Source organism: Pseudofrankia inefficax (assembly GCF_000166135.1).
In the GTDB taxonomy this organism is placed as follows: Bacteria; Actinomycetota; Actinomycetes; order Frankiales; family Frankiaceae; genus Pseudofrankia; species Pseudofrankia inefficax.
Genome location: NC_014666.1, coordinates 6,360,044 through 6,379,740 on the forward strand (window position 1 = coordinate 6,360,044; position 19,697 = coordinate 6,379,740).

The following is a 19,697-nucleotide window of genomic DNA, read 5'->3' on the forward strand; positions in this document are numbered from 1 at the left end:
GGGTTTGGGAGAGGGTGGGGCGGTGAGGAGGTCGCGATGACTGAGGCCAACGAGCACGGCGGCACGCCGGCTGTCGATCTGTTCGAGGCGATGCGGACCGCGCGCTCGCTGCGACGTTTCAAGCCGGACCCGGTGCCCGACGAGGTGCTGGCCCGCTGCCTGGAGGCGGCCACCTGGGCGCCCAGCGGCTCCAACCGCCAGGGCTGGCGGTTCATCGTCCTGCGCTCCCCCGAGGCCCGAGCGGTCCTCGGCCCCGCCTTCCGAGCGGGCTGGGATTGGGTCTGCACCAGCATCTACGGCTACGAGCCACGGCCGGCGCCCGACGACATGTCGAAGGCGGCCCGGCTGACCAGAACGATGCTGCACCTCGTCGAGAACTTCGAGAACGTGCCGGCCTACGTGCTCTTCTGCCACGAGCCGACCGGCTTCGTCGGCGACTTCCTGGAGGCCGGCTCCATCTTCCCCGCGGTGCAGAACTTCCTGCTCGCCGCCCGCGCCCACGGCCTGGGCACCGTCCCGAGCACCTGGTTCACCTTCGGCGAGAAGCAGCTGCGCGAGGTCGTCGGCATCCCCGACGGCTGGCAGATCGCCTCCCTGGTCGCCGTCGGCTGGCCCGAGGGCAACCACGGCCCCGTCCGCCGCAAGCCCGTAGCCCGCGTGACCGCCCTGGACACCTGGGACAACCCCCTGATCAAGGACGAGAGCTGACCGACGCCCGCCGTCCGGCGACCGGGTCAGCGCACTGAGGCCGGTAAGATCGAGATCATGCGGCTGGAGAAGGTCAGGCTCTCCGGGTTCAGGTCCCTGCGCGACCTGACCCTAGAGCTCGGCGACCTGACCGTCATCACCGGCCCGAACAACGCCGGCAAGAGCAATCTGTTGGCGGGCCTCGCCTTCCTCGGCGACGTCTACGCCCGAGGCCTCGACGCGGCCATGCAGACCGCCGGCGGCTACGACCGTATCGCCTACCGCCGCGGCGGCGAGGCGGTGGGATCCGTCGGGTTCGATGTCGACGTCACGGATCCCGCCACGGATTCGGCTCGGCCAACGAGCACGTCGTCGGCCATGCAGAAGTCGCCTGGCGACGTGCGGATTCGTCATCTTTTTAACATCGACGCCGAAGCCACCGAGACCGTGTCGAGCTACGCCCTGGGCTCGAATCATCTGCGCATCTCGGGCACGGCCGATTCGTTTCCTCTCGCTACCGCGCTGCACGTCGACAGCTCAGGTGTCGTGACAGACTTCGCAGAACTACCGACGGCGCGCGAAGAAGCAGAGAATGCTGTCTCTGAAATATTGGCCGAAATCTTTGTCAAGAACTGGCCAACCAATCTTGCAACCCTCTTCCGCCCGGAAGACGCGGACAACAAATTTTACGCAATCTCCGAACCAGCCCGCAATCTAGCATCCAGAATGCGCGGGGTTGTCGCCGGGATCCGCATTCTCCGGCCAGTTCCACATCTATGCCGTCAGCCGGCCGCGCCGGGGCCGAATGTTCTGCTCAGTCAGTACGGAGAGAACCTTCCCGCCGTAGCCGACCACCTTCGGCGGGCAGCCCCTGCCACCTGGCTCTCCGTCCAAGAGGTCATGACCACTGTCGTTCCAGGCCTACTCAAGATCGACATTGTCCCGACCGAGGACCGAAAGCTAGCCCTGCGATTCGAAGAGCGTGGCGTCGGCCGGCCATGGACGGCCGGCGAGGTGTCCGACGGTACCGTTCAGGCGCTGGCGCTCGTCCTGGCACTATTCGACGACCGGATCCCGCTGCTGGGTATCGAGGAGCCTGAGAACGCACTGCACCCGTGGATCCTCCGGGAGATCCTCAAGGTCTGCACGAGGCAGGCTGGAAAGCAGGTCGTCATGACGACCCACTCGCCGGTCCTCGTCGACTACGTCCCCGCCGAATCGGTGCATCTCATGTGGAGAGAAGGCGGCCAGAGCAAGATCGGGAAGATGCTCGAGCTGGACACCGACGTACGCAAGGTCTGGGAGGGCGGCGGGACCAACCTGTTCGAGCTCTATGACTCGGGCGGAATACCACAGGCGACCCCGGGTGATGCGGAAAATCAATGAGAATCGCGCTACTGGTCGAGGGAATCGGCGAGTTCAAGGCTTTGCCTCGGCTCATACCCTCACTGGAGCACCGCAGCGGCCAGACGCTCCTACAGCCAGTCCAGCTGAATGTTCATCCGCTGGCTCCGCCGAACGTGATTGCCAGTTCACTCGCAAAGAAAATGCAAATCCTCGAACAACGCCGCGCCGATCAGGCTGTCCTGCTACTGGACCGAGAGGACGCCGAGGAATGTCCGGGCACGCGCGCCGAGCAGGTCGCAACAGCCATCGCCAAGCATCCCAAGATCACACTTCCCGTCCAGGTCGTTCTCAAGGACCGCACTCTGGAGAACTGGTTGATAGCCGACCTGACTGCGCTGCGGACCCAGCCCGGACGTTTCAAGGTGACTGAGGCGCTCACCAAGCGCGTCGAGCCGGACAAGGCGGACCGCCTGGCGGCGATCGATCTACTCCAGTCGGCCAGCATCGGCAGGACCTACCACAAGGTGGACGACGCGGTCGAGATCTGCGCGCGGTTGGATCCAGCACGGGCGGCACGGCATTCCCGCAGCTTCCGCCATCTCCTGCATGTCCTCGGAGATTCCACTTTCGATGCAGGCTGCCGGCGCCCGCCTGACGGGCTACCGGTCGCGCAGGCTCATGCCGTCCGGGGTCCATTCCAGTGACCAGCCGTAGCGCAACGCGGCCTCCGCCTGGGGGCCGGTGAGGAACACGTCTTCCCGGCGGATGACCAGGTCGTCCTGGGCGACGTGGAAGGACGCGACTACGCAGGTCCGGGACCCGGCCGGCGCGTCTCCGAGGCGGATCTCGAGGCTCTCGCCGGTACGGGCGCCGACGGTGAGGACCGGGCGCAGCAGGTCCCATTCCGGCGCTCCGTGCAGGCCGTAGGCGAAGACGAAGAAACGTTTGAACGTCGCCAGGGCACGGAGGTCGACGAACATCGTCTGGCCCTCGTGCTCGTCGCGTGAGGTCAGAGCGAGGACCTGCCGGCCGGACGCGCCGGCGCCGGGCGCGCTGGTGGCACCGCCGAGGGTCTGCAGCACGCCGGAGGCGCCGTCGAGCGCCTGCCACAGGCAGCCGAGCTGCAGGTCGCTCGGGCGCGGCAGCCCGGTCCTGGTGGTCAACGCGGTCCAGCGCAGCGTGACGGTGAGCGAGCCGGAGCCTCGTTTCTCCGCGGTCCAGGCGGTCACGGGGTGGCCCTCGTCGAGCGCGGTGACGTGCTCCAGGCGTTGCCGGTAGCGGGCCGACCGCTCGCCGAACGTCACCGGGCGCGGCCCGTCGCCCGACGACGCGCCCGATCGGCCGGCGCCGGACGCGCCCGGGCGGCCGCCGAGGTCGAGCGCCGAGGGTCCCGGCCCGTGATCGGCGGGGGCTGGCGTGTCATAGCCGCCGCCACCGAGATCCAGCGCCGATCCACCACCAGCCGCGCCGGGGTGTCCGGCGGCAGGCGGCCCGGCGGACGGCGGCGCTGGCTGGGCGTCGCGGTCCAGGTCGAGCGGCGAGCGGCCAGGGGCGGACGGCGGGGCGGACGGATGTGGTCCGTGCCCGGGGCCGCCGAGGTCGAGCGCGGAGCGGCCGCCCGGCGCGGCCGGCGGCGCGGACGCACCGGGTGGGGCCGGCGCGGCGTCGTCCAGGTCGAGTGGCGACCAGGTGGCGGGCCGGGACGGCGCGGGTGGCTCCGGGCGGGGCGGCGCCGGCGGTCCCGGCCGGGGTGGGGCGGCGGGCGGGCGTGGCGTCACCGGCGGCCGGGAGAACGCCGGTCCGCGTTCGCCCGGCCGGGCGGGCGCGGCCGGCGGACGCTGGGCCGACGGCCGGGACGGCGCGGGCCGGCCTGACGCCGGGCTGGCCGCGGGCGTCGGGCTGGCGGCCGGGGCCGTCGGCTGGGGCGGATGCAGGTGGTCGGCGACCTTGCGGCGCGAGCGGGTCGGCGAGGAGCGGGTCAGGAAGGCGGCGACGTCGGCCGGGCGGGCCGGCTCGACCTCGTGGCCGTGTTCCACCAGCCCGCGCAGGCCGTTCGTGTAGCCCTGGCCCACGGCGCGGAACTTCCAGCTCCCGGCGTGCCGGTAGAGCTCGCCGAAGATCATGACCGTCTCCTGGCCGGTCTCCGGCGCCACGTCGTACCGCGCGATCTCGGCCCCGTCCGCCTGGTTCAGCACCCGGATGGACGGCTCGCCCACCAACCGGAAGGTCTGCCCGCGGGCGGCGGCGTCGAAGATCGCCGCGCCGAGCCGCAGCCGGATGATCCCGGGCGGTATCGCGGCCAGGGTGACGACGAGCGTCTCGGCACCGGGCCGGCCGGCGGCGGGTGCCGCCGAGGTCACCGCGCCCTCCCCCGGGTTCGGCGTCTGGTGCGCGAGCAGCACCTCCGGCGACCCACTGGCCGCTCCGGCATGCTCGACGATGACGACGCCGTCCACCTCGAGGGCGCCCGCTCCGCCCGGCAGGTCGCGCCAGCCGAGCTCGACGCGGACCTGCTCGATGCCGGGGGCGGCGTCGGTCAGCCGCAGGTTGCCGCCCTTGGGCAGGGTCACGCTCATCGGACACCGGCCCGGTCGTGGGCGCCGGCAGGTGCCCCGCCCAGGAGCTCGGGCGACGGCCCGGCCGTCACCGGGTCGGCGTCTTCGGCTGGACGCGGACGGTCCAGGTCTTCAGTGGTCAAGGCGGGTCGCCCGGTCAGTCGAGGTCGAGGTCGGAGCGGCGGAACTTGGAGTCCAGGAACCGCGCCTGGATCGCGAGCTTCGCGGCATCTCCGGTGTACACGAGATCCTGCAGCTCGTTCACGCCTTCGTCGAGCAGCACGAGCTGGCGCAGCAGGTCGTCGGCGGGCGAGCTGCCGGTGAGCCCCGGCCGTTCGGCGTACCGCGCCGGCAATGCCAGGTAGTCGCCGAGCGCCCGCGGCAGGTAGTCGCTGATGATCGCGGTGAGGTTGCGCAGCTCCTCGGCCTGCGCGGACCGGGCCTCGATGTAGCGCAGCAACGGGCGCAGGACGTCGTCGATGTCGCGTACGACCGGGACCGCGCCGGGTGGCAGCCTGGCGCCGTCCCGGTCCGCCTGGGCGACGATCCCGGCCAGCTCGGTCCCCAGCTCGCGGGCCCGCCCGGCGGCCGCCGTGCGCGGGTCGTTCTCGCCGGGGGCGACGCGGGTGCCGCTGCCTGGGTCCTCCGCGTCTCGCCGTCGCCGGAACACCGCTCCTCCTGTTCGTCACTCAAGCCGAGCGGTTCCGCGCGCGCCGGACCGCCGACGGTCGGCCCGCGTTCGCGGTCAGCGCTCGTTCGCGCGGGCCCGCTCCAGGTACGACTTCGATCGTCCCACCTGGGTCTCCAGCGCGGCGACCGTCGTGGCCATGCTGTCGACCGCCTTCGCGCGGTAGGTGTCGATCGCGTCCATGGTGGCGAAGATGTTGTCGAACGCGGTCTGCAGCGCCTCGACGCTGACCGTGCTCGAGGCGGCCTGCTCCTGGATCTCGGCGGACTGGGTGCGCAGCAGCTCGCTGGTCCGCACGATCATGTCGTTCGTCGTGGCGTTCAGCGCGTTGATCTGGTCGAGCACCAGCTTCTGGTTGGCCAGCGCCTGCGCGACGATCACCGCGGTGCGCAGCGCGGCGACCGTGGTCGTCTGGGCCCGGTCGACGCCCTTGATCAGCTCGATGTTGTTCTTGCGGACCAGGTCGAGGGCCAGGTAGCCCTGCACGCTGACGGCGAGCTGGGTGAGCAGGTCCTGCTGGCGCTGGCGGATCGGGAACAGGCCGTCGGAGCTGAGCGCCTCGGCCGCCTGCGGGTCGGTGTACCGCAGCTGCTCGACCTTCGCCGTGACCGCGCCGTCCAGCGCCTTGGCGAGGGTGGCGTACTCGGTGAGCTTGCCCATCGCCGCCCAGAGGTTCGCCTTCTCCTGCTCGATGGCGGCGTTGTCCTGGCGCAGCTCGTCCTGGCCGGAGCCCAGCGCGGTGATGATGGCGTCGAGCTGCTTCTGGGCCGACTGGTAGCGCTGGAAGTAGGCGGCGATCTTGTTGCCCATCGGCACCATGCCGAGCAGCTTGCGGGCGCCCTTGAGGTCGGCGCGGCCCGGGTCCAGGTCGGTGACCGTGTGCCGCAGCTCGACGAGCGTGCCAGCCACCCGGGTCTGGGCGTCGCCGACCGGGCCGCCGCGGCCGCGGCTGGCCTTCATCGCCGCCGCCGGCCGGTCGAGCATCCGGTTCGACACCCGGGCGGACGCGATGATCTCGCGCTCACCCATCCGGGCGATGTCGTTGATCTTTTCCTGGAACGCCGGGCTGCGCGGGTCCTGGCTGGCGAGGTCGTCCGCGAAGGCGGCGGCCCGCTGGCGCAGCTGGGCCCGCGTCGACTCGTCGATCGGGACCATGCTGTCGACCTGGTCGTCCGGGATCACGGCCACCGGCGCCGGCGGAGTGAGCTGTACCGGGCTCACGCCGGGCTTGGTCGTGGAGACGGTCGGCGGCGTCAGCGGCCCGCCGAGATTCAACGCATCCGACATGTCGGCCCTCCCGCCGCGCCCCGCCATCCGTCGCTCCGAGCAGTGCTCGCTCTCGAGCTCACGCGGGGTGTTCCACTGTGCTCGACCCTACGCCGACATATCTAGCAGACGGTCTCGCGCGCGTCGGTCGTCCAGCGGACAGGCTGGCAGCGGTGGGTGTCCGGGCCAGCGCGGTGATCGTTACCGGCTCGCCGGGCGGTGTCGGGGCGGGCGTGGCCCCGGGACAGCCGTCGGGCGTCCCGGGGCCACGCGCCCGTCGGGTCAGCCCATGATCGGGCCGACGGTGAGCTGCTGGACCGAACGGTTCAGGCAGGCGTTCGTGCCCTTGGCCGACAGGTAGCGCGGGAAGCCGCCGCGCGGGGCGGTGATCCGCAGGCCGGCCGCGGGGCGGTAGGTCTTCGCGGTCTCACAGCCGACCTGCAGGCCCGCGTGGACCTCGCGCAGGGTGATCGTCGCCTTCCCGCCGGGCCGCAGCGTCACGAGCTTGGGTGGGCCACCGGTGCGGGCGGCCGTGGCGCCGAGCTGGTGACCGTGCCCGTCCACGAACGCCACGCCCGGATAACCGCTCACGAAGCAGGTCCGCGACCCGACGTTGCGGTAGGTGATCGTCCAGTAGGTGCTGCCGGCGGCACCCTCGGTCTCGGTGACCGACGGGCTCAGCGCCACGCAGGGAATCCCTCGGTGCTCGGGGACCGGGTGCTGGGCCGGCGGTCCGCCCGCCGCGGCTCCGGTGGCGGCGGCGCACACGACGCCAGCCGACAGGGCTGCGGCCACCACAGACTGACTGATCCTTCGCATGGCCTCTCCCTTCGCGCCCACAGGCGCGCCGTCGCGACGGTCACGACGGTCGCCACGACTTCCCGCGCGGCGGCCCCGGTGACGGACCGCCAGTCGACGGTGACGCTCCGAGTCAGCCTCGCGAGAGCGTCCTTCCCCGTGAGCCGTCCGCCGAACACAGACAGTGACCGCGAGACTCGCCGCCGGGCCCACGCCACCACCCGGGAGGCGCACCGGCCAGGGCAACGCTCCGCGCCGTCGCGGCACCCTCACGGCGGATGCGCCCGGCTACGTAGTAGCTTGTAGTAGTCCAGGCGGCCGACGGGCGGAGACGATCGTGGTGCGTGCGGTGACGTCTCCACGAGTGGCGCCGACCAGCCCGCGCTCCCGCCCCGGCCGACGGCAGCGCGACCGGGCCTCGCGCGGGAGCCGCTGATGCGCGGGGCGGTCGCCGTCGTCGACGACGACCAGGTGCTGCGCGCGACGATCGTCCGGATACTGCGCCTGGAGGGGTTCGCCGTCGCGTGGTCAGCCGGCAGCGGAGGCGAGGCCCTGCGCCAGGCGCAGGGCTCGGCGCGGCCGGACGCCCTGCTCCTGGACATCGCGCTGCCCGACACCGACGGCCGCGACCTGCTGGGCGCGCTGCGCGGCCGTGGCGTCGCCGCGCCGGCGCTGCTGCTCTCCGCCAAGGGCTCGGTGGCCGACAAGGTGCTCGGCTTCGGCGCCGGCGCCGACGACTACCTGACGAAGCCGTTCGCGATCGACGAGCTGCTCGCGCGCCTGGACGTGCTGGTGCGCCGCTCGCCGGTGCCCGCGGCGCGCGAGCTGGTGCTCGACCCGGTCCGCCACGTCGTCGCCGGGCCGCACGCGGCGGTGCCGCTCTCGCCGACCGAGTACCGCCTGCTGGCCGCGCTGGTCAGCCGGCCAGGCGAGGTCGTCCGCCGGGCGAGCCTGATCTCCAGTGCGTGGCCGCCTGGCGCGGTGGTCCGGGAGAACACCCTGGACAGCTACGTCACGCGGCTGCGGCGCACCCTGCGCGTCGTCGGGGCTCAGGCGTCGATCGCCACCGCCCGTGGCGTCGGCTACCGGCTCGACTGATGCGCCGCCGGCTGGTGCTGCTCACGGTCACCGTGCTGGCGGCGTCACTCGCGCTGTTCACGGTCGCGTTCTGGCTGCTGCTGCACGGCTGGCTGCGCCACGACGCCAGCGCGCTGCTCGCCTCACGCGCCAGGGGCGCCACGGCTCTGGTCGCCGTGGACGGTGGCCGCCTGGTGCTGGAGGAGACCCCGGGAGACGAGGCGGTCGAGCCGGTCCTCTGGCTGTACGACCCCGGGCTGACGCTGGTCGCCCGCCCGCCTGGCGATCGTTCGCTCGACCAGGCGGCCCGGGCGTTGGCGTCCGGTGGTCCGGGCACGCGGGTGGTCGGCCAGGTGGAGCTGCGCGCCGTCGGCGTCCAGGACGGGACCCGTCACGTCGGCATGGTCGTCGTGGCCCTGAGCCTCGCCCCGTACACCCACAGCGAGCGGCTGGCCGTGGGTGCGGCCGTGCTGCTCGACGTCCTGGTGCTGGCTGGGGCGGCGCTGCTCGCCCGCCGGCTGGTCGGTTCGGCGCTGCGCCCGGTCGCCGCGATGACGGCCTGTGCCCGTGACTGGGGCGCGCACGCCCCGGACCAGCGGTTCGGGCTCGGACCGCCGCGCGACGAGATCACCGGCCTCGCCGCGACCCTGGACGGGCTGCTCACCAGGCTCGCGGCGAGCCTGCGCCACGAGGCTCTCGTGACCTCGCAGATCGCGCACGAGCTGAAGGCGCCGCTCGCCCGGCTGCGGGCCGTGGCGGAGACCTCGGCGCGCTACGACGCGGGCAGCGAGCCGTTGCGCGCCACCCTCGGCCAGGTCGTCGACGAGGTCGATCAGCTCACCGGAGTCGTCGAGACCCTGCTGAAGGCCCACGGCGGCTCCGCGACCACCGGCCGGGTTGATCTCCTCGCCGTCGCCACCCAGGCCGCGGGACCCGCGGGGCCCGCAACCGTGGTCAGCGTGAGCGGGACCACCGCGGTGGCCCTCTGCGACCCGGGGCTGGCCGAACGCATGCTGGCACCGATCGTGGCCAACGCGCTGCGCTACTCCCGTGGGTCGATCGTGCTCCGCCTGGACCAGCCCGGCGCGAGCGCCGGCTGCCGGGCGGTGGTCCGGCTCGCCGTCCTCGACGACGGGCCGGGGTTCGCCGCCGAGGAGGCGGAGGCGGTGTTCGAGCCCGGCTACCGGGGCAGCGGCGCGACCGGTGACGGCGCCGGGCTCGGCCTCCCGCTCGCGCGCAGGCTGGCGCGGCTCGCCGGCGGCGATGTCCGGGTGGTGCCCGAGGCCCGCGGCCACGTGGTTCTCACGTTGCCCGCGCTCCCGGAAACCGGCTGGGACGACGCCGGTCCCGACGCCACCGGACGGCCGCTCGCCGCCGCCGGCACCCTGGGGGGGCAGGGCGCCAGCGGCGGCGAGGTCGGAGCGACCGGATGACCGGCCGCCGTCTACCGCTGGCCGAACCGGCCAGCCGACTCGTCCATCCAGCTGTCGTCCCGCGACCCCGCGGCGTAGTCCCGGGCCGGTGGGATGACCGACGGGTCGGCTACGGCGGCACCGCTCGCCCGGCCCGCCTGGACGACCTCCGTCCGGTCTCGCCCGGTGATGCTCAGGTAGACCACCGTCAGGGTGATCGCGGCCAGGAACAGCAGGCTCGTACCCAGCGTGCCGAGGCCCGCGCCACCCTCGTCGGGGCCGAGGCTCAGGTAGTCCCCGGTCGAGCCACCGAGCGGACGGGTCAGCACGTAGGCGATCCAGAACGACACCATCGGCCCGAGGCCGAGGAACTGGTACGCCGCGAAGACGACCGCGAGCGCGGCCGCGTAGGTGATGACCGCGGTCAGCGGGGAGAAGCTCAGCCGGTCGATCAGCAGGTCACCGGCGGCCGTGCCGAGGGCGAAGGCGAACAGCACGACGAGCCAGTAGTACGCCTCACGCCGGCCGGTCACGATGCTGTGGATCGACAGCGTGCCCTCGGACCGGTACCAGAACGCGAAGGTCAGCGCCAGGAGCGCGGAGAACGCGATCGTGCTGACGATCAGGCTCACGTGCAGGCCGTCGGTCAGGTTGTCGGTCACCAGGGTGCCGACGACGCTGATCAGCACGACCGCCGTCCAGTAGACGCCCGGAACATACCGGTCCAGCCTGAACTGGGCGACCAGGGCGATGACGAGCAGCACCGCCATCACCGCCGTCGTGTTACCGAGGCCGAAACCCAACGTGCTGTTGATGTAGTCGGCGGCACTTTCCCCGACCGTCGTGCAGAGGACCTTGATTATCCAGAAGTAGACGGTTATCTCGGGGACCTTGTTGAGCATCGTCCGGCCCGCGCGCCGCCTGCTTCCCGCCGAATTTGTCAGGTTCACGGTCGAGACACTCGCAGCATCGACCTGAAAACAACCTGACCAGCCCCGACCGGCGGTGGGCCTGGGCGCGGAGCCAACCCGCCACGCTGATATGTATCAGTTCACGCGCCCTTTGACCGACAAGACCGAACAACCGCCTGGTGCGCCGCGACCGCGCGGCCCCCACCGGCTGCGACCCCGAAAGGAGCGCAATGACTTCGTCATCTCACGGCGGGAGATCCCAGGGCGGGAGGCACCACGCGGCACGGCAGGTCGCGGCGAAGGTGCCCGAGATCACCGTCATGTTCTGGATCGTGAAGGTCCTCACGACGGGAATGGGTGAGGCCGCGTCCGATTTCCTCGCGAACAAGAGCGTCCCGGTCGCCGCGGCGCTCGGGCTGCTCGGGTTCGCCGTCGGCATGATCCTGCAGCTGCGCACCCGCCGGTACGTCACCGCCGTCTACTGGTTCGCGGTCGCGATGGTAGCGCTGTTCGGCACGATGGCCGCCGACGGCTTCCACAAGCTGATCGGAATTCCGTATGCGGTGGTGACCGCCGGCTACGCGATAGCCCTGGCTGTGATCTTCTATCTGTGGCACCGGTCCGAGGGCACACTGTCGATTCACAGCATCAACACCCCCCGCCGGGAGATCTACTACTGGCTGACCGTGCTGGCGACGTTCGCCCTCGGCACGGCCGCCGGTGACTTCACCGCGTTCACGCTGAACCTGGGCTACGCGGCATCCAGCGTCCTTTACGCGGTCTTGATCCTGGTGCCGCTCATCGCCTACCGGATGCGTTGGATGAACGAGGTCGTCGCATTCTGGTTCGCCTATGTGCTCACCCGGCCGCTGGGGGCGTCGATCGCCGACTGGCTCGGCAAGGACAAGACGAAGAACGGCCTGGGTTACGGCGACGGGACCGTCACGATCGTCGCCGCGGTCCTGATCGCCGTCTTCGTCGCGTACCTGGCGTGGACCGGGGCTGACGTCCAGGCCCACGACGCCACGATGCCGGCCGCACCCGAGCGGACCGCACAGGGACGGACTGCGCCCACGCGAACGGTGCCCGGCCAGTACGGCGAGACCTACCGCGATGCCCCCTATGGCGAGCCCTACGGCAACCGGCGCACCGTCGAGGCGGAACCGACAGACTGGTGAGCGGCCGCGGACGCGCGGCGAGAGCGGGAGGTGGCGGGTGCGGGTAGACGGCACACTCGGCGGCCTGGAGACGGCGGCGCACCAGGCCACCGCGGCCGAGGCGGCGGGTTACGACGGGATGTGGACCGGCGAGGTCAGCTCGGACCCCTTCCTGCCGCTGGCGGTCGCGACCCCGGCCACGTCGCGGCTGCGGCTGGGCACGTCGATCGCGGTCGCGCTGGCCCGCTCCCCCGTCGCGCTCGCCTACACGGCCAACGACCTGCAGCGGTTCTCCGGTGGCCGGTTCTCTCTCGGCCTCGGCTCGCAGGTGAAGGCGCACATCACCCGCCGGTTCTCGATGCCCTGGGGCCGGCCCGCCGCGCAGATGCGGGAGTTCGTGCTCGCGATGCGGGCGGCCTGGACGAGCTGGGAGCAGGGCACTCCGCTCGCCTTCGAGGGCGAGTACTACCGCCACACGCTGATGCCGCCGGCCTTCGTGCCGGCGGCACACCCGTTCGGGCCGCCGCGGATCCTGCTCGCCGGGGTCGGCGACGGGATGACCAGGGCCGCGGGCGAGGTCGCGGACGGCTTCTTCTGCCACTGGTTCACGACGCCGCGCTGGATCCGGGAGCACACGATTCCCGCGCTGGCCGAGGGCCGCCGGCGCGCCGGCCGGACGCTGGAGGACTTCGACATCGTCGTCGGCGGCTTCGTCGCGACCGGCACCGACCAGGAGATCACCGAGGCGGTCGGGCGGATGCGCGCCCAGATCTCGTTCTACGGCTCGACGCCGGCCTACCGCGCGGTCCTCGAACTGCACGGCTGGGGGGACCTGGGCACCGAGCTGACCGCCCTGTCCAAGCAGAACCGCTGGACCGAGATGGCCGCCCTCGTCGACGACGAGGTGGTCGAGACGTTCGGCATCGTCGCCGCGCCGGACGACCTGCCCGCCCGCGTCGCGCAGCGTTACGGCGACCTGGCCACCCGGCTCACCCTCAACCCGCCGGCGTCCTTCACCGCCGAGCAGACCGGCGCGATGATCGCGGCCATTCAGGCCCTGCCGGGCGCCACACCGAAGACACTCGCCGCGGCCGCCGCGCCCACCTCCTGAGCCGGGCGCGTCCCGCGGCGTGGCGCCCGCCTCAACCGCCCGCGCCGCCGAACGGGGAGGTCAAAGGCCCAGGTCACTCAGCCCGGGATGGTCGTCGGGCCGGCGGCCGAGCGGCCAGTGATAGAGGCGGTCGGCCTCCGCGATGGGCAGATCGTTGATGCTGGCGTGCCGGCGGACCATCAGGCCCTCGTCGTTGAACTCCCAGTTCTCGTTGCCATACGAGCGGTACCACTGCCCGGAGTCGTCGTGGCACTCGTAGGCGAACCGCACCGCGATCCGGTGCCCGCCGAACGCCCAGAGCTCCTTGATGAGGCGGTAGTCCAGCTCCCTGGTCCACTTGCGGGCCAGGAACTCGGTGATCTCGGCCCGGCCGTTGACGAACTCGGCACGGTTGCGCCAGCGGCTGTCCGCCGAGTACGCCAGCGCGACGGCACCGGGATCGCGGCTGTTCCAGGCGTCCTCGGCCTTGCGGACCTTCTCGCGGGCGCTCTGCGCGGTGAACGGCGGCAACGGTGGGCGGGGTGAGTCGGGCATCGCCTCTCCTCGGGTGCTCCCGCGCGGCACCTGGCACCGCCCGGCCGGCTGACGACGACCACGATAGACAGCCCGCCACCGCGCCCCGCCACGCGACGCGGCCGACCCGGGCCGTACCGCGACCGCCCTCGATCCCATGATCGGGGTGACTCGACCGTCGACGGCACCGGCGGAGGACCGGTGACGCGCCGGGCGAAACGAACGTACGGTGACGAACAGGCAGCCATCGTCCGTCTGACCACGCCTGACCGGCGGTGGGCCCGCTGTCGCGCGCACCGCGACTGGCTCGGTGACCGGTGGTCCACGGCGACGGGAGTCGGATGCTGATCTTGACCTGGCAGGCGGCCGTCGTCGTGGCGGGCGTGCTCCTGGCGGCGGCGCTGACGTGCGCGGTGGTCAATCACTTCCGGCCCCACCGCGCGCTGGAGATCGTCTCGGCGGCCGCCCGGGAGTCGGGGATCATCCTCGCGCTGTTCGGGCTGTGGCAGGTCGTGCGCATCCTCGCGATCACCCGCGTGGCCGGCGGGATCCGCAACGGGGAGTGGCTCTGGCACACCGAGCAGCGGCTGCGCCTGCCCAGCGAGCTCGGCCTGGAACGGTTCATGCTCCGGCACGAGAGCGCGCTGCGGCTGGCCAACACCTTCTACAGCAATGTGCACTTCCCGGCCATGATCGCTTTTCTGTGCTGGCTGTTCATCCGGCACCGCGCCTGCTACCCGTCGGCGCGCAACACGATCGTGCTGCTGACCGGCTCGTGCCTGCTCATTCAGGTCTTCCTGCCGGTGGCGCCGCCGCGGATGCTCACCTCGGTCGGTTTCGTCGACGAGGCGGTCCAGCTCGGCCAGTCGGTGTACGGGGAGTTCGGCAGCGGCGTGGCCGCCCAGCTGTCGGCCATGCCGTCGGTCCACGTCGCGTGGGCGTTCCTCATCGCGGTCGAGGTGATCCGGGTCAGCCCCAGCCGCTGGCGCTGGCTCATCGTCGTGCACCCGGTCCTCACGACGTTCGTCGTGGTCGTCACGGCCAACCACTACTGGGCCGACGGGATCGTCGCGGTCGTCCTGCTGGCGCTGGCCGAGCTGGGTAGCTGGGCCATCGCGGAAGGGCGGCGCCGCCACTGGCCGGCCGGGACCCTGCCGGCCTGGCCCCGGCAGCGGGTCGGCCAGAGCCAGCCGAGCGGCGTTCCGGGGTCACGCACCAGCACCGACGAATGGGCGGTCAACGGCTGACGTCGAACGGCCCGCCACGCCGGGCCGCGGCGGCGCGGCGGCGCCGGGCCTGTGGCGCGCGGGGCGAACGTCGCGACGGACCGCGATAGTGTGCCGACTGACCTGGGGAGTGTGGATGAAGTACCGCAAGTTCGGCCGAACCGGCGTCGAGGTCAGCAGCCAGTGCCTGGGCGCGATGATGTTCGGGGTCATCGGCAACCCCGACCACGACGCGTGCGAACGCATGATCGGCCGGGCGCTCGACGCCGGGATCAACTTCATCGACACCGCCGACATCTACTCCCGCGGCGAGAGCGAGGAGATCGTCGGCCGAGCCGTCAAGGGGCGGCGCGACGACGTGGTCATCGCGACCAAGTGCTTCAACCAGATGGGCGACGACCGCAACCAGCGCGGCGGGTCCCGGCGGTGGATCATGAAGGCCGCCGAGGACAGCCTGCGCCGGCTCGGCACCGACTATCTCGACCTCTTTCAGGTCCACCGGCACGACTGGGACACCGACCTCGAGGAGACCCTCGGCGCTCTCACCGACCTGGTCCGCCAGGGCAAGGTGCGCTACCTCGGCTCGTCGACCTTCCCGGCGGACTGGATCGTCGAGGCGCAGTGGGCCGCCCAGCGCCGCGGCAGCGAGCGCTTCGTCAGCGAGCAGCCGCAGTACTCGATCTTCGCGCGGTCCGTGGAGCAGTCCGCGCTCCCGGCCTGCCTGCGCCACGGCATCGGCGTGATCCCGTGGAGCCCGCTGTCCGGTGGCTGGCTCACCGGCAAGTACCGCCGCGGCCAGGCCGAGCCGGCCAGCTCCCGGTACGCCGCCGGCAGCGTGTTCGCCCGGGGCCGCACGATCTCCGCCGACCCGGCCTCCGAGGACAGGTACGACGCGGTCGAGGAGCTGTCGAAGATCGCGGCGACGGCCGGCCTCTCGCTCACCCACCTGGCGCTCGCGTTCGTCGACCGCCACCCGGCGATCACCTCGACGATCATCGGCCCCAAGACCATCGAGCAGCTCGACGACGTGCTGGCCGCCGTCGACGTGGTCCTCGACGACGCCACCCTCGACGCCATCGACCAGGTGGTCCGCCCGGGCACCGACATCGCCGGCGTCTTCCACATGACCGGAGACCCGTCGCTGCGCCCCGAACATCGCCGCCGGCCCTGACGGGCCTCGGGCTCCGTCAGGCCGGGTGCGTGGACGGCGGGCTCACCGGCGCAGGGCGGTCTCCCGCTCGACGCGCGACAGCTTCTCGGGATTGCGCACCGCGTAGAGCCCGGTGATGAGGCCACCGTCGATCCGTACGGCCACGACGGTGTCGATCTCGCCCCCCAGCCGGAGCACCAGCGCCGGGTAGCCGTTGACCTGGACCGGCTGGAAGGACGCGGCAGCGACGGTCTTGCGAAGCCCGCCGGTCAGCAGGCGGGCCACCTTGTCGGACCCGACAACCGGGCGCGGCACGGCCTGCCTGACGCCCCCGCCGTCGCCGAGCAGGACGACGTCCGGGGCCAGAATGTCCAGCAGGCTCTGCAGATCGCCGGTCTCGACGGCTCGCTGGAACGCGTCGAGCGCCCCTCGGGTCTCGGCCGCCGAGACGACCTCACGCGGGCGGCGCGCGGCGACGTGCGCCCGGGCCCGGTGCGCGATCTGCCGGACCGCGGCCGGGCTCTTGTCGACGGCCTGCGCGATCTCGTCGTACCCGAAGGCGAACACCTCGCGCAGCACGAACACCGCCCGCTCGGTCGGCCCGAGCGTCTCCAGCACCAGCAACATCGCGATCGAGACGCTGTCCGCCAGCGCGACGTCCTCGGCCACGTCGGGCGCGGTCAGCAGCGGCTCGGGCAGCCACGGCCCGACGTAGGACTCCTTGCGCCGGCCGAGCGTACGCAACCGGCTCAGGGCCTGGCGGGTGGTGATCTGCACCAGGTAGGCACGCGAATCCCGCACCGCGTCGAGATCGACGCCCACCCACCGCAGCCAGCTCTCCTGCAGGACGTCCTCCGCGTCCGCGGCCGAGCCGAGCATCTCGTAGGCGACGGTGAACAGCAGGTTGCGATGGGCGAGGAACGCCTCGGTGGCGGGGTCCGGGCGGCCGTCCTGGTCCATTCGCTCCTCGCGATCTCCAGGCGCGGTCCTCGACGTGCCGGCCATGGGTGACTCCTGTTCGCGCTCGACGGTGTCACCCACCAGACGCCCGGGCCAGCCGGTTTGTGACACCGCGGCACGTCGTCAATCGGGCCGCGCGCTTGCCCGCCCCGACTGGGCGCGTCGACGGCAGGGCCGCCATGGTGACGCAGGTCACGCGGGCCGGGCCGTCACAAGGACCGGGGTCGGCGGCATCTGGTGCTCGTCCGCTGCGGCAAACCCGCGACGACCGAGGTGAGGACGACATCATGGAAGCCCGGTTCAACCTGTTCGACAACGAGATCTCCGCCAAGTTCGGCAAGCGGTTCGCCGGTGCGAGCCTGGTGATCGACCAGTCGGAGCTGCCGAAGGCCACCCGAGAGCTGGTGTCCCTGCGCGCCAGCCAGATCAACGGCTGTGGCTTCTGCGTCGACATGCACACCAAGGAGGCCGCGGCCGCCGGTGAGACCCCCGTCCGGCTCAACCTGGTCGCCGCCTGGCGCGAGGCCACCGTGTTCACCGACGCCGAACGGGCCGCGCTGGCGTTCGCCGAGGAGGGAACCCGGCTCGCCGACACCCACCACGGCGTCTCCGACGAGACCTGGGCCCACGTCCGCAAGCACTACGACGACAACCAGCTCGCCGCGCTCATCTCCCTGGTCGCCCTGATCAACGCGGCCAACCGGTTCAACGTCATCGTGCGCAACCCGGCGGGGTCCTACACGGCCGGCCTGGCCGCCAGTCTGAAGAGCTGACCGGCCGCCGCGTCCCGGCCCGACCTCGCGCGAGGCGGGCCGGGACGCCTGGCCCAGCCGTCAGCGGCTCTCGCCTTCCTCGGCGTAGACCCGGGCGGCGTATTCCTCCAGCGCCCGCTCGCAGGCGTCGAGGGCCTCCAGGGTGGATCTCGCGCGGGAGGCGCCGAAGACGTCGCGGGCGCGGACCTTGGCGTACCAGTTGCGCAGCTTGGTGAGGTCCTCGTCGTTCTCCTCGAGCTCGGCATAGGTGAAGTGGCTGGCGGCGTACTCCTTGCGCAGCTGAGCCTGGAAGTCCGCGCATTTGTCGACGATCTCGTCGTACTCGTCGTTACGCGCCGCCTCGAAGGCGGCGAGCACGTCGGCCTCGCCGGCCATCACGTCGCAGCCGAGCAGGTGGGCGGTGCCCCCCATGTCGGTGATCTCCTTGCGCAGTGTGCGCAGCGCACGCTCGCCGCCCGGGGTGATCACGGGCAGCGCGGCGACCGAGTTCTGAAGATAGATCGCGCCCAGTCCCTTGAGCTTGCGCCATACCCCGGCGCGCAGCCGGGTTGGCTCCGAGGGCACCCGGTACACGAGCAGCAGCCACCGGGTCCCGTCGGCCGCACCGCCCGCGGCGTCCGGACGGTCCTGTTCGGCGGGCGCGGCCCCGTCATGTGGCCGAGTGGGTGGCAAGATTGACCTCCAGCGAGCCGGCAACAGACGAGGCGGGCGAATATGTACGGAGTCCGACACCCGGCCGCCAGCCTATGACGCGCACACCGGGGCAGGCCTCCGCCGGTCCACCGGAGGGTGGTCCGCCGGAGGTCACGAGTGCCGGTCAACTATCGTCGCTGTAGTAGATGATCAGCCAGCGTTCACCGGGCCGCCATGCCCGTTCTCATTGCGGTACACGTCCATGCTCGATGTTTTCGTAACAGCCGTTACATCTTGAGTGAGACGACTCGTACTGGGAGAGAACGATGGCTGCTCGACGTCACAGGTGGGGCTTGGCTGTTGGCGGGGTGAGCGCCGCCGTCGCGGTCGCGCTGACCGCTGCCTGCGGCGGTTCGACGACCGGCGGCTCGACGCCGTCCGCGGCGGCGACCGCTGGCGCGTCCGGCGCGGCGAAGGTCCCGCTGACGGTGTACTCGGCGCAGGGCTACGACTCGGACGTGGTCAAGGCGTTCACCAAGGCGACCGGCATCGACGTCAAGCTCGTCGACGACTCCACCGGCCCGCTGCTGACGAAGATCTCGGCGGAGCGCAACAACCCGCAGTGGGGCCTGCTCTGGGTCGACGGTGACACCGCGTTCGCCGCACTGGACAAGCAGGGCCAGCTGCTGCCCTACACGCCGTCCGCGCCCCTGACCGACGTGGGCCAGCAGATCGTGCCGTCCGACCACGCCTACGTGCCCACCGGCACCACGGTGATGGCCGCCCTCATCTACAACGCCGCCAAGGTCACCAATGTCCCGACCTCCTACCAGGACCTGCTGACCCCGGCGTACAAGGGCCTCGTCGGCATGAACGACCCGTCCCAGTCCGGGCCGACCTACCCGTTCATCGCCGGCCTGATGAACCAGCTCGGCGGCCAGGCCGACGGCGTCGCCAAGGGCGAGGACTTCTTCACCCAGCTGAAGAAGAACGGCCTGCACGTGAACCCGACCAACGGCGACACGCTGCACGCCCTGGAGACCGGCCAGATCCAGTACGGCCTGATCCAGAGCTCCGCCGCCACCGGCGAGACCCTCAAGGCCCAGAAGAGCGCCACCTTCGACCCGAAGGTCGTCTACCTGCCCAAGTCGACGCTGCTGCCCAGCGTCATCGGCATCGACAAGGCCGCGCCGCCCGCCGAGCAGGCCGAGGCCAAGCAGTTCATCGACTTCGTGCTGTCGCCGGCCGGCCAGAAGGTCATGCAGGGCGCCGACGCGACCGGCGACTCGCTGTTCTGGCCGGTCGTCCCGGGCGTGACCGCCCTGTCGGGTCTGTCGGCCTTCCCGACCGACTACCAGAAGATCGACCCGTACTTCTGGGGCCCGCTGGAGGGCCAGGTCAACTCCTGGTTCGACGGCAACATCAAGTAACCC

General features: G+C 71.7%; 19 protein-coding genes. 11 read left to right on the forward strand and 8 right to left on the reverse strand.

Annotated features, from left to right (window positions below; all coding sequences use genetic code 11):
- The first annotated feature begins 36 nt into the window (after positions 1-36).
- From FRAEUI1C_RS25645 to FRAEUI1C_RS25655, 3 genes are read left to right on the forward strand one after another with little or no spacing between them, the layout of a single operon-like run.
- Positions 37-708: a nitroreductase family protein gene (locus tag FRAEUI1C_RS25645; RefSeq protein ID WP_013426274.1), complete on the forward strand. Its 672-nt coding sequence runs from the start codon at positions 37-39 to the stop codon at positions 706-708.
- A gap of 57 nt (positions 709-765) precedes the next feature.
- Complete coding sequence (locus tag FRAEUI1C_RS25650) at positions 766-2,073, forward strand: AAA family ATPase (protein ID WP_013426275.1); 1,308 nt, start codon at positions 766-768, stop codon at positions 2,071-2,073.
- The gene (locus FRAEUI1C_RS25655) at positions 2,070-2,738 is read left to right on the forward strand and encodes a DUF4276 family protein (RefSeq protein WP_013426276.1); all 669 of its coding nucleotides are present in this window, start codon (positions 2,070-2,072) and stop codon (positions 2,736-2,738) included. The genes FRAEUI1C_RS25650 and FRAEUI1C_RS25655 overlap by 4 nt, the downstream gene beginning before the upstream one ends.
- Here the strand turns inward: FRAEUI1C_RS25655 and FRAEUI1C_RS37240 are convergent.
- From FRAEUI1C_RS37240 to FRAEUI1C_RS25685, 4 genes are all read right to left on the reverse strand, one after another.
- On the reverse strand, positions 2,694-4,610 hold the full coding sequence (locus FRAEUI1C_RS37240; RefSeq protein WP_013426277.1) for a TerD family protein: 1,917 nt from the start codon (positions 4,608-4,610) through the stop codon (positions 2,694-2,696). The two genes, FRAEUI1C_RS25655 and FRAEUI1C_RS37240, sit on opposite strands and share 45 nt — an antisense overlap.
- A gap of 136 nt (positions 4,611-4,746) precedes the next feature.
- Complete coding sequence (locus tag FRAEUI1C_RS25675; protein ID WP_013426278.1) at positions 4,747-5,259, reverse strand: hypothetical protein; 513 nt, start codon at positions 5,257-5,259, stop codon at positions 4,747-4,749.
- Positions 5,260-5,334: 75 nt separating this feature from the next.
- A complete protein-coding gene (locus tag FRAEUI1C_RS25680; RefSeq protein WP_013426279.1) occupies positions 5,335-6,564 on the reverse strand; it encodes a toxic anion resistance protein in 1,230 nt (409 codons plus the stop codon).
- A 261-nt stretch (positions 6,565-6,825) separates the two neighbouring features.
- On the reverse strand, positions 6,826-7,362 hold the full coding sequence (locus tag FRAEUI1C_RS25685) for a DUF4232 domain-containing protein (RefSeq protein ID WP_013426280.1): 537 nt from the start codon (positions 7,360-7,362) through the stop codon (positions 6,826-6,828).
- A gap of 414 nt (positions 7,363-7,776) precedes the next feature.
- Here FRAEUI1C_RS25685 and FRAEUI1C_RS25690 point away from each other — a divergent pair, with 414 nt between their 5' ends.
- Positions 7,777-8,439 (forward strand): response regulator transcription factor, encoded by a 663-nt coding sequence (locus FRAEUI1C_RS25690; RefSeq protein ID WP_013426281.1) that lies wholly within the window; start codon positions 7,777-7,779, stop codon positions 8,437-8,439.
- Positions 8,439-9,851 carry a sensor histidine kinase gene (locus FRAEUI1C_RS25695; RefSeq protein WP_013426282.1) on the forward strand — a complete coding sequence of 471 codons (1,413 nt, stop codon included), beginning with the start codon at positions 8,439-8,441 and terminating at the stop codon, positions 9,849-9,851. The genes FRAEUI1C_RS25690 and FRAEUI1C_RS25695 overlap by 1 nt, the downstream gene beginning before the upstream one ends.
- A gap of 11 nt (positions 9,852-9,862) precedes the next feature.
- Here FRAEUI1C_RS25695 and FRAEUI1C_RS25700 read toward each other — a convergent pair whose 3' ends face one another.
- Complete coding sequence (locus tag FRAEUI1C_RS25700; protein WP_013426283.1) at positions 9,863-10,780, reverse strand: COG4705 family protein; 918 nt, start codon at positions 10,778-10,780, stop codon at positions 9,863-9,865.
- 191 nt (positions 10,781-10,971) lie between these two features.
- Between FRAEUI1C_RS25700 and FRAEUI1C_RS25705 the strand changes: the two genes are divergently transcribed.
- Both FRAEUI1C_RS25705 and FRAEUI1C_RS25710 read left to right on the forward strand, forming a co-directional pair.
- Positions 10,972-11,919, forward strand: a complete 948-nt coding sequence (locus tag FRAEUI1C_RS25705; protein WP_013426284.1) for a COG4705 family protein — start codon at positions 10,972-10,974, stop codon at positions 11,917-11,919.
- Positions 11,920-11,956: 37 nt separating this feature from the next.
- Positions 11,957-13,009, forward strand: coding sequence for a TIGR03617 family F420-dependent LLM class oxidoreductase (locus FRAEUI1C_RS25710; RefSeq protein WP_013426285.1), 1,053 nt, complete (start codon positions 11,957-11,959; stop codon positions 13,007-13,009).
- Between the two features lie 60 nt (positions 13,010-13,069).
- Here FRAEUI1C_RS25710 and FRAEUI1C_RS25715 read toward each other — a convergent pair whose 3' ends face one another.
- A complete protein-coding gene (locus FRAEUI1C_RS25715; protein WP_013426286.1) occupies positions 13,070-13,543 on the reverse strand; it encodes a nuclear transport factor 2 family protein in 474 nt (157 codons plus the stop codon).
- 320 nt (positions 13,544-13,863) lie between these two features.
- On the opposite strand from FRAEUI1C_RS25715, the gene FRAEUI1C_RS25720 reads away from it, so the two are divergent.
- Both FRAEUI1C_RS25720 and FRAEUI1C_RS25725 read left to right on the forward strand, forming a co-directional pair.
- A complete protein-coding gene (locus FRAEUI1C_RS25720; RefSeq protein ID WP_013426287.1) occupies positions 13,864-14,769 on the forward strand; it encodes a phosphatase PAP2 family protein in 906 nt (301 codons plus the stop codon).
- A 115-nt stretch (positions 14,770-14,884) separates the two neighbouring features.
- Positions 14,885-15,919 carry an aldo/keto reductase gene (locus FRAEUI1C_RS25725; RefSeq protein ID WP_013426288.1) on the forward strand — a complete coding sequence of 345 codons (1,035 nt, stop codon included), beginning with the start codon at positions 14,885-14,887 and terminating at the stop codon, positions 15,917-15,919.
- Between the two features lie 42 nt (positions 15,920-15,961).
- On the opposite strand, the gene FRAEUI1C_RS25730 is transcribed toward FRAEUI1C_RS25725, so the two are convergent.
- Positions 15,962-16,903 carry an RNA polymerase sigma-70 factor gene (locus FRAEUI1C_RS25730; RefSeq protein ID WP_013426289.1) on the reverse strand — a complete coding sequence of 314 codons (942 nt, stop codon included), beginning with the start codon at positions 16,901-16,903 and terminating at the stop codon, positions 15,962-15,964.
- 242 nt (positions 16,904-17,145) lie between these two features.
- On the opposite strand from FRAEUI1C_RS25730, the gene FRAEUI1C_RS25735 reads away from it, so the two are divergent.
- Positions 17,146-17,631, forward strand: a complete 486-nt coding sequence (locus FRAEUI1C_RS25735; protein WP_013426290.1) for a carboxymuconolactone decarboxylase family protein — start codon at positions 17,146-17,148, stop codon at positions 17,629-17,631.
- A 60-nt stretch (positions 17,632-17,691) separates the two neighbouring features.
- Here FRAEUI1C_RS25735 and FRAEUI1C_RS25740 read toward each other — a convergent pair whose 3' ends face one another.
- The gene (locus FRAEUI1C_RS25740) at positions 17,692-18,303 is read right to left on the reverse strand and encodes a Chromate resistance protein ChrB (protein ID WP_013426291.1); all 612 of its coding nucleotides are present in this window, start codon (positions 18,301-18,303) and stop codon (positions 17,692-17,694) included.
- 329 nt (positions 18,304-18,632) lie between these two features.
- Between FRAEUI1C_RS25740 and FRAEUI1C_RS25745 the strand changes: the two genes are divergently transcribed.
- Positions 18,633-19,694: an extracellular solute-binding protein gene (locus tag FRAEUI1C_RS25745; protein ID WP_049806993.1), complete on the forward strand. Its 1,062-nt coding sequence runs from the start codon at positions 18,633-18,635 to the stop codon at positions 19,692-19,694.
- Positions 19,695-19,697: the final 3 nt, after the last annotated feature.

Excerpts from the sequence above, each read along its gene's own strand:
- FRAEUI1C_RS25725 (WP_013426288.1), top strand. The coding sequence starts at position 14,885 with ATGAAGTACCGCAAGTTCGGCCGAACCGGCGTCGAGGTCAGCAGCCAG.
- FRAEUI1C_RS25685 (WP_013426280.1), bottom strand. The coding sequence starts at position 7,362 with ATGCGAAGGATCAGTCAGTCTGTGGTGGCCGCAGCCCTGTCGGCTGGC.
- FRAEUI1C_RS25690 (WP_013426281.1), top strand. The coding sequence starts at position 7,777 with ATGCGCGGGGCGGTCGCCGTCGTCGACGACGACCAGGTGCTGCGCGCG.
- FRAEUI1C_RS25715 (WP_013426286.1), bottom strand. The coding sequence starts at position 13,543 with ATGCCCGACTCACCCCGCCCACCGTTGCCGCCGTTCACCGCGCAGAGC.
- FRAEUI1C_RS25695 (WP_013426282.1), top strand. The coding sequence starts at position 8,439 with ATGCGCCGCCGGCTGGTGCTGCTCACGGTCACCGTGCTGGCGGCGTCA.
- FRAEUI1C_RS25720 (WP_013426287.1), top strand. The coding sequence starts at position 13,864 with ATGCTGATCTTGACCTGGCAGGCGGCCGTCGTCGTGGCGGGCGTGCTC.
- FRAEUI1C_RS25735 (WP_013426290.1), top strand. The coding sequence starts at position 17,146 with ATGGAAGCCCGGTTCAACCTGTTCGACAACGAGATCTCCGCCAAGTTC.
- FRAEUI1C_RS25705 (WP_013426284.1), top strand. The coding sequence starts at position 10,972 with ATGACTTCGTCATCTCACGGCGGGAGATCCCAGGGCGGGAGGCACCAC.
- FRAEUI1C_RS37240 (WP_013426277.1), bottom strand. The coding sequence starts at position 4,610 with ATGAGCGTGACCCTGCCCAAGGGCGGCAACCTGCGGCTGACCGACGCC.
- FRAEUI1C_RS25645 (WP_013426274.1), top strand. The coding sequence starts at position 37 with ATGACTGAGGCCAACGAGCACGGCGGCACGCCGGCTGTCGATCTGTTC.
- FRAEUI1C_RS25680 (WP_013426279.1), bottom strand. The coding sequence starts at position 6,564 with ATGTCGGATGCGTTGAATCTCGGCGGGCCGCTGACGCCGCCGACCGTC.
- FRAEUI1C_RS25730 (WP_013426289.1), bottom strand. The coding sequence starts at position 16,903 with ATGGCCGGCACGTCGAGGACCGCGCCTGGAGATCGCGAGGAGCGAATG.
- FRAEUI1C_RS25650 (WP_013426275.1), top strand. The coding sequence starts at position 766 with ATGCGGCTGGAGAAGGTCAGGCTCTCCGGGTTCAGGTCCCTGCGCGAC.
- FRAEUI1C_RS25655 (WP_013426276.1), top strand. The coding sequence starts at position 2,070 with ATGAGAATCGCGCTACTGGTCGAGGGAATCGGCGAGTTCAAGGCTTTG.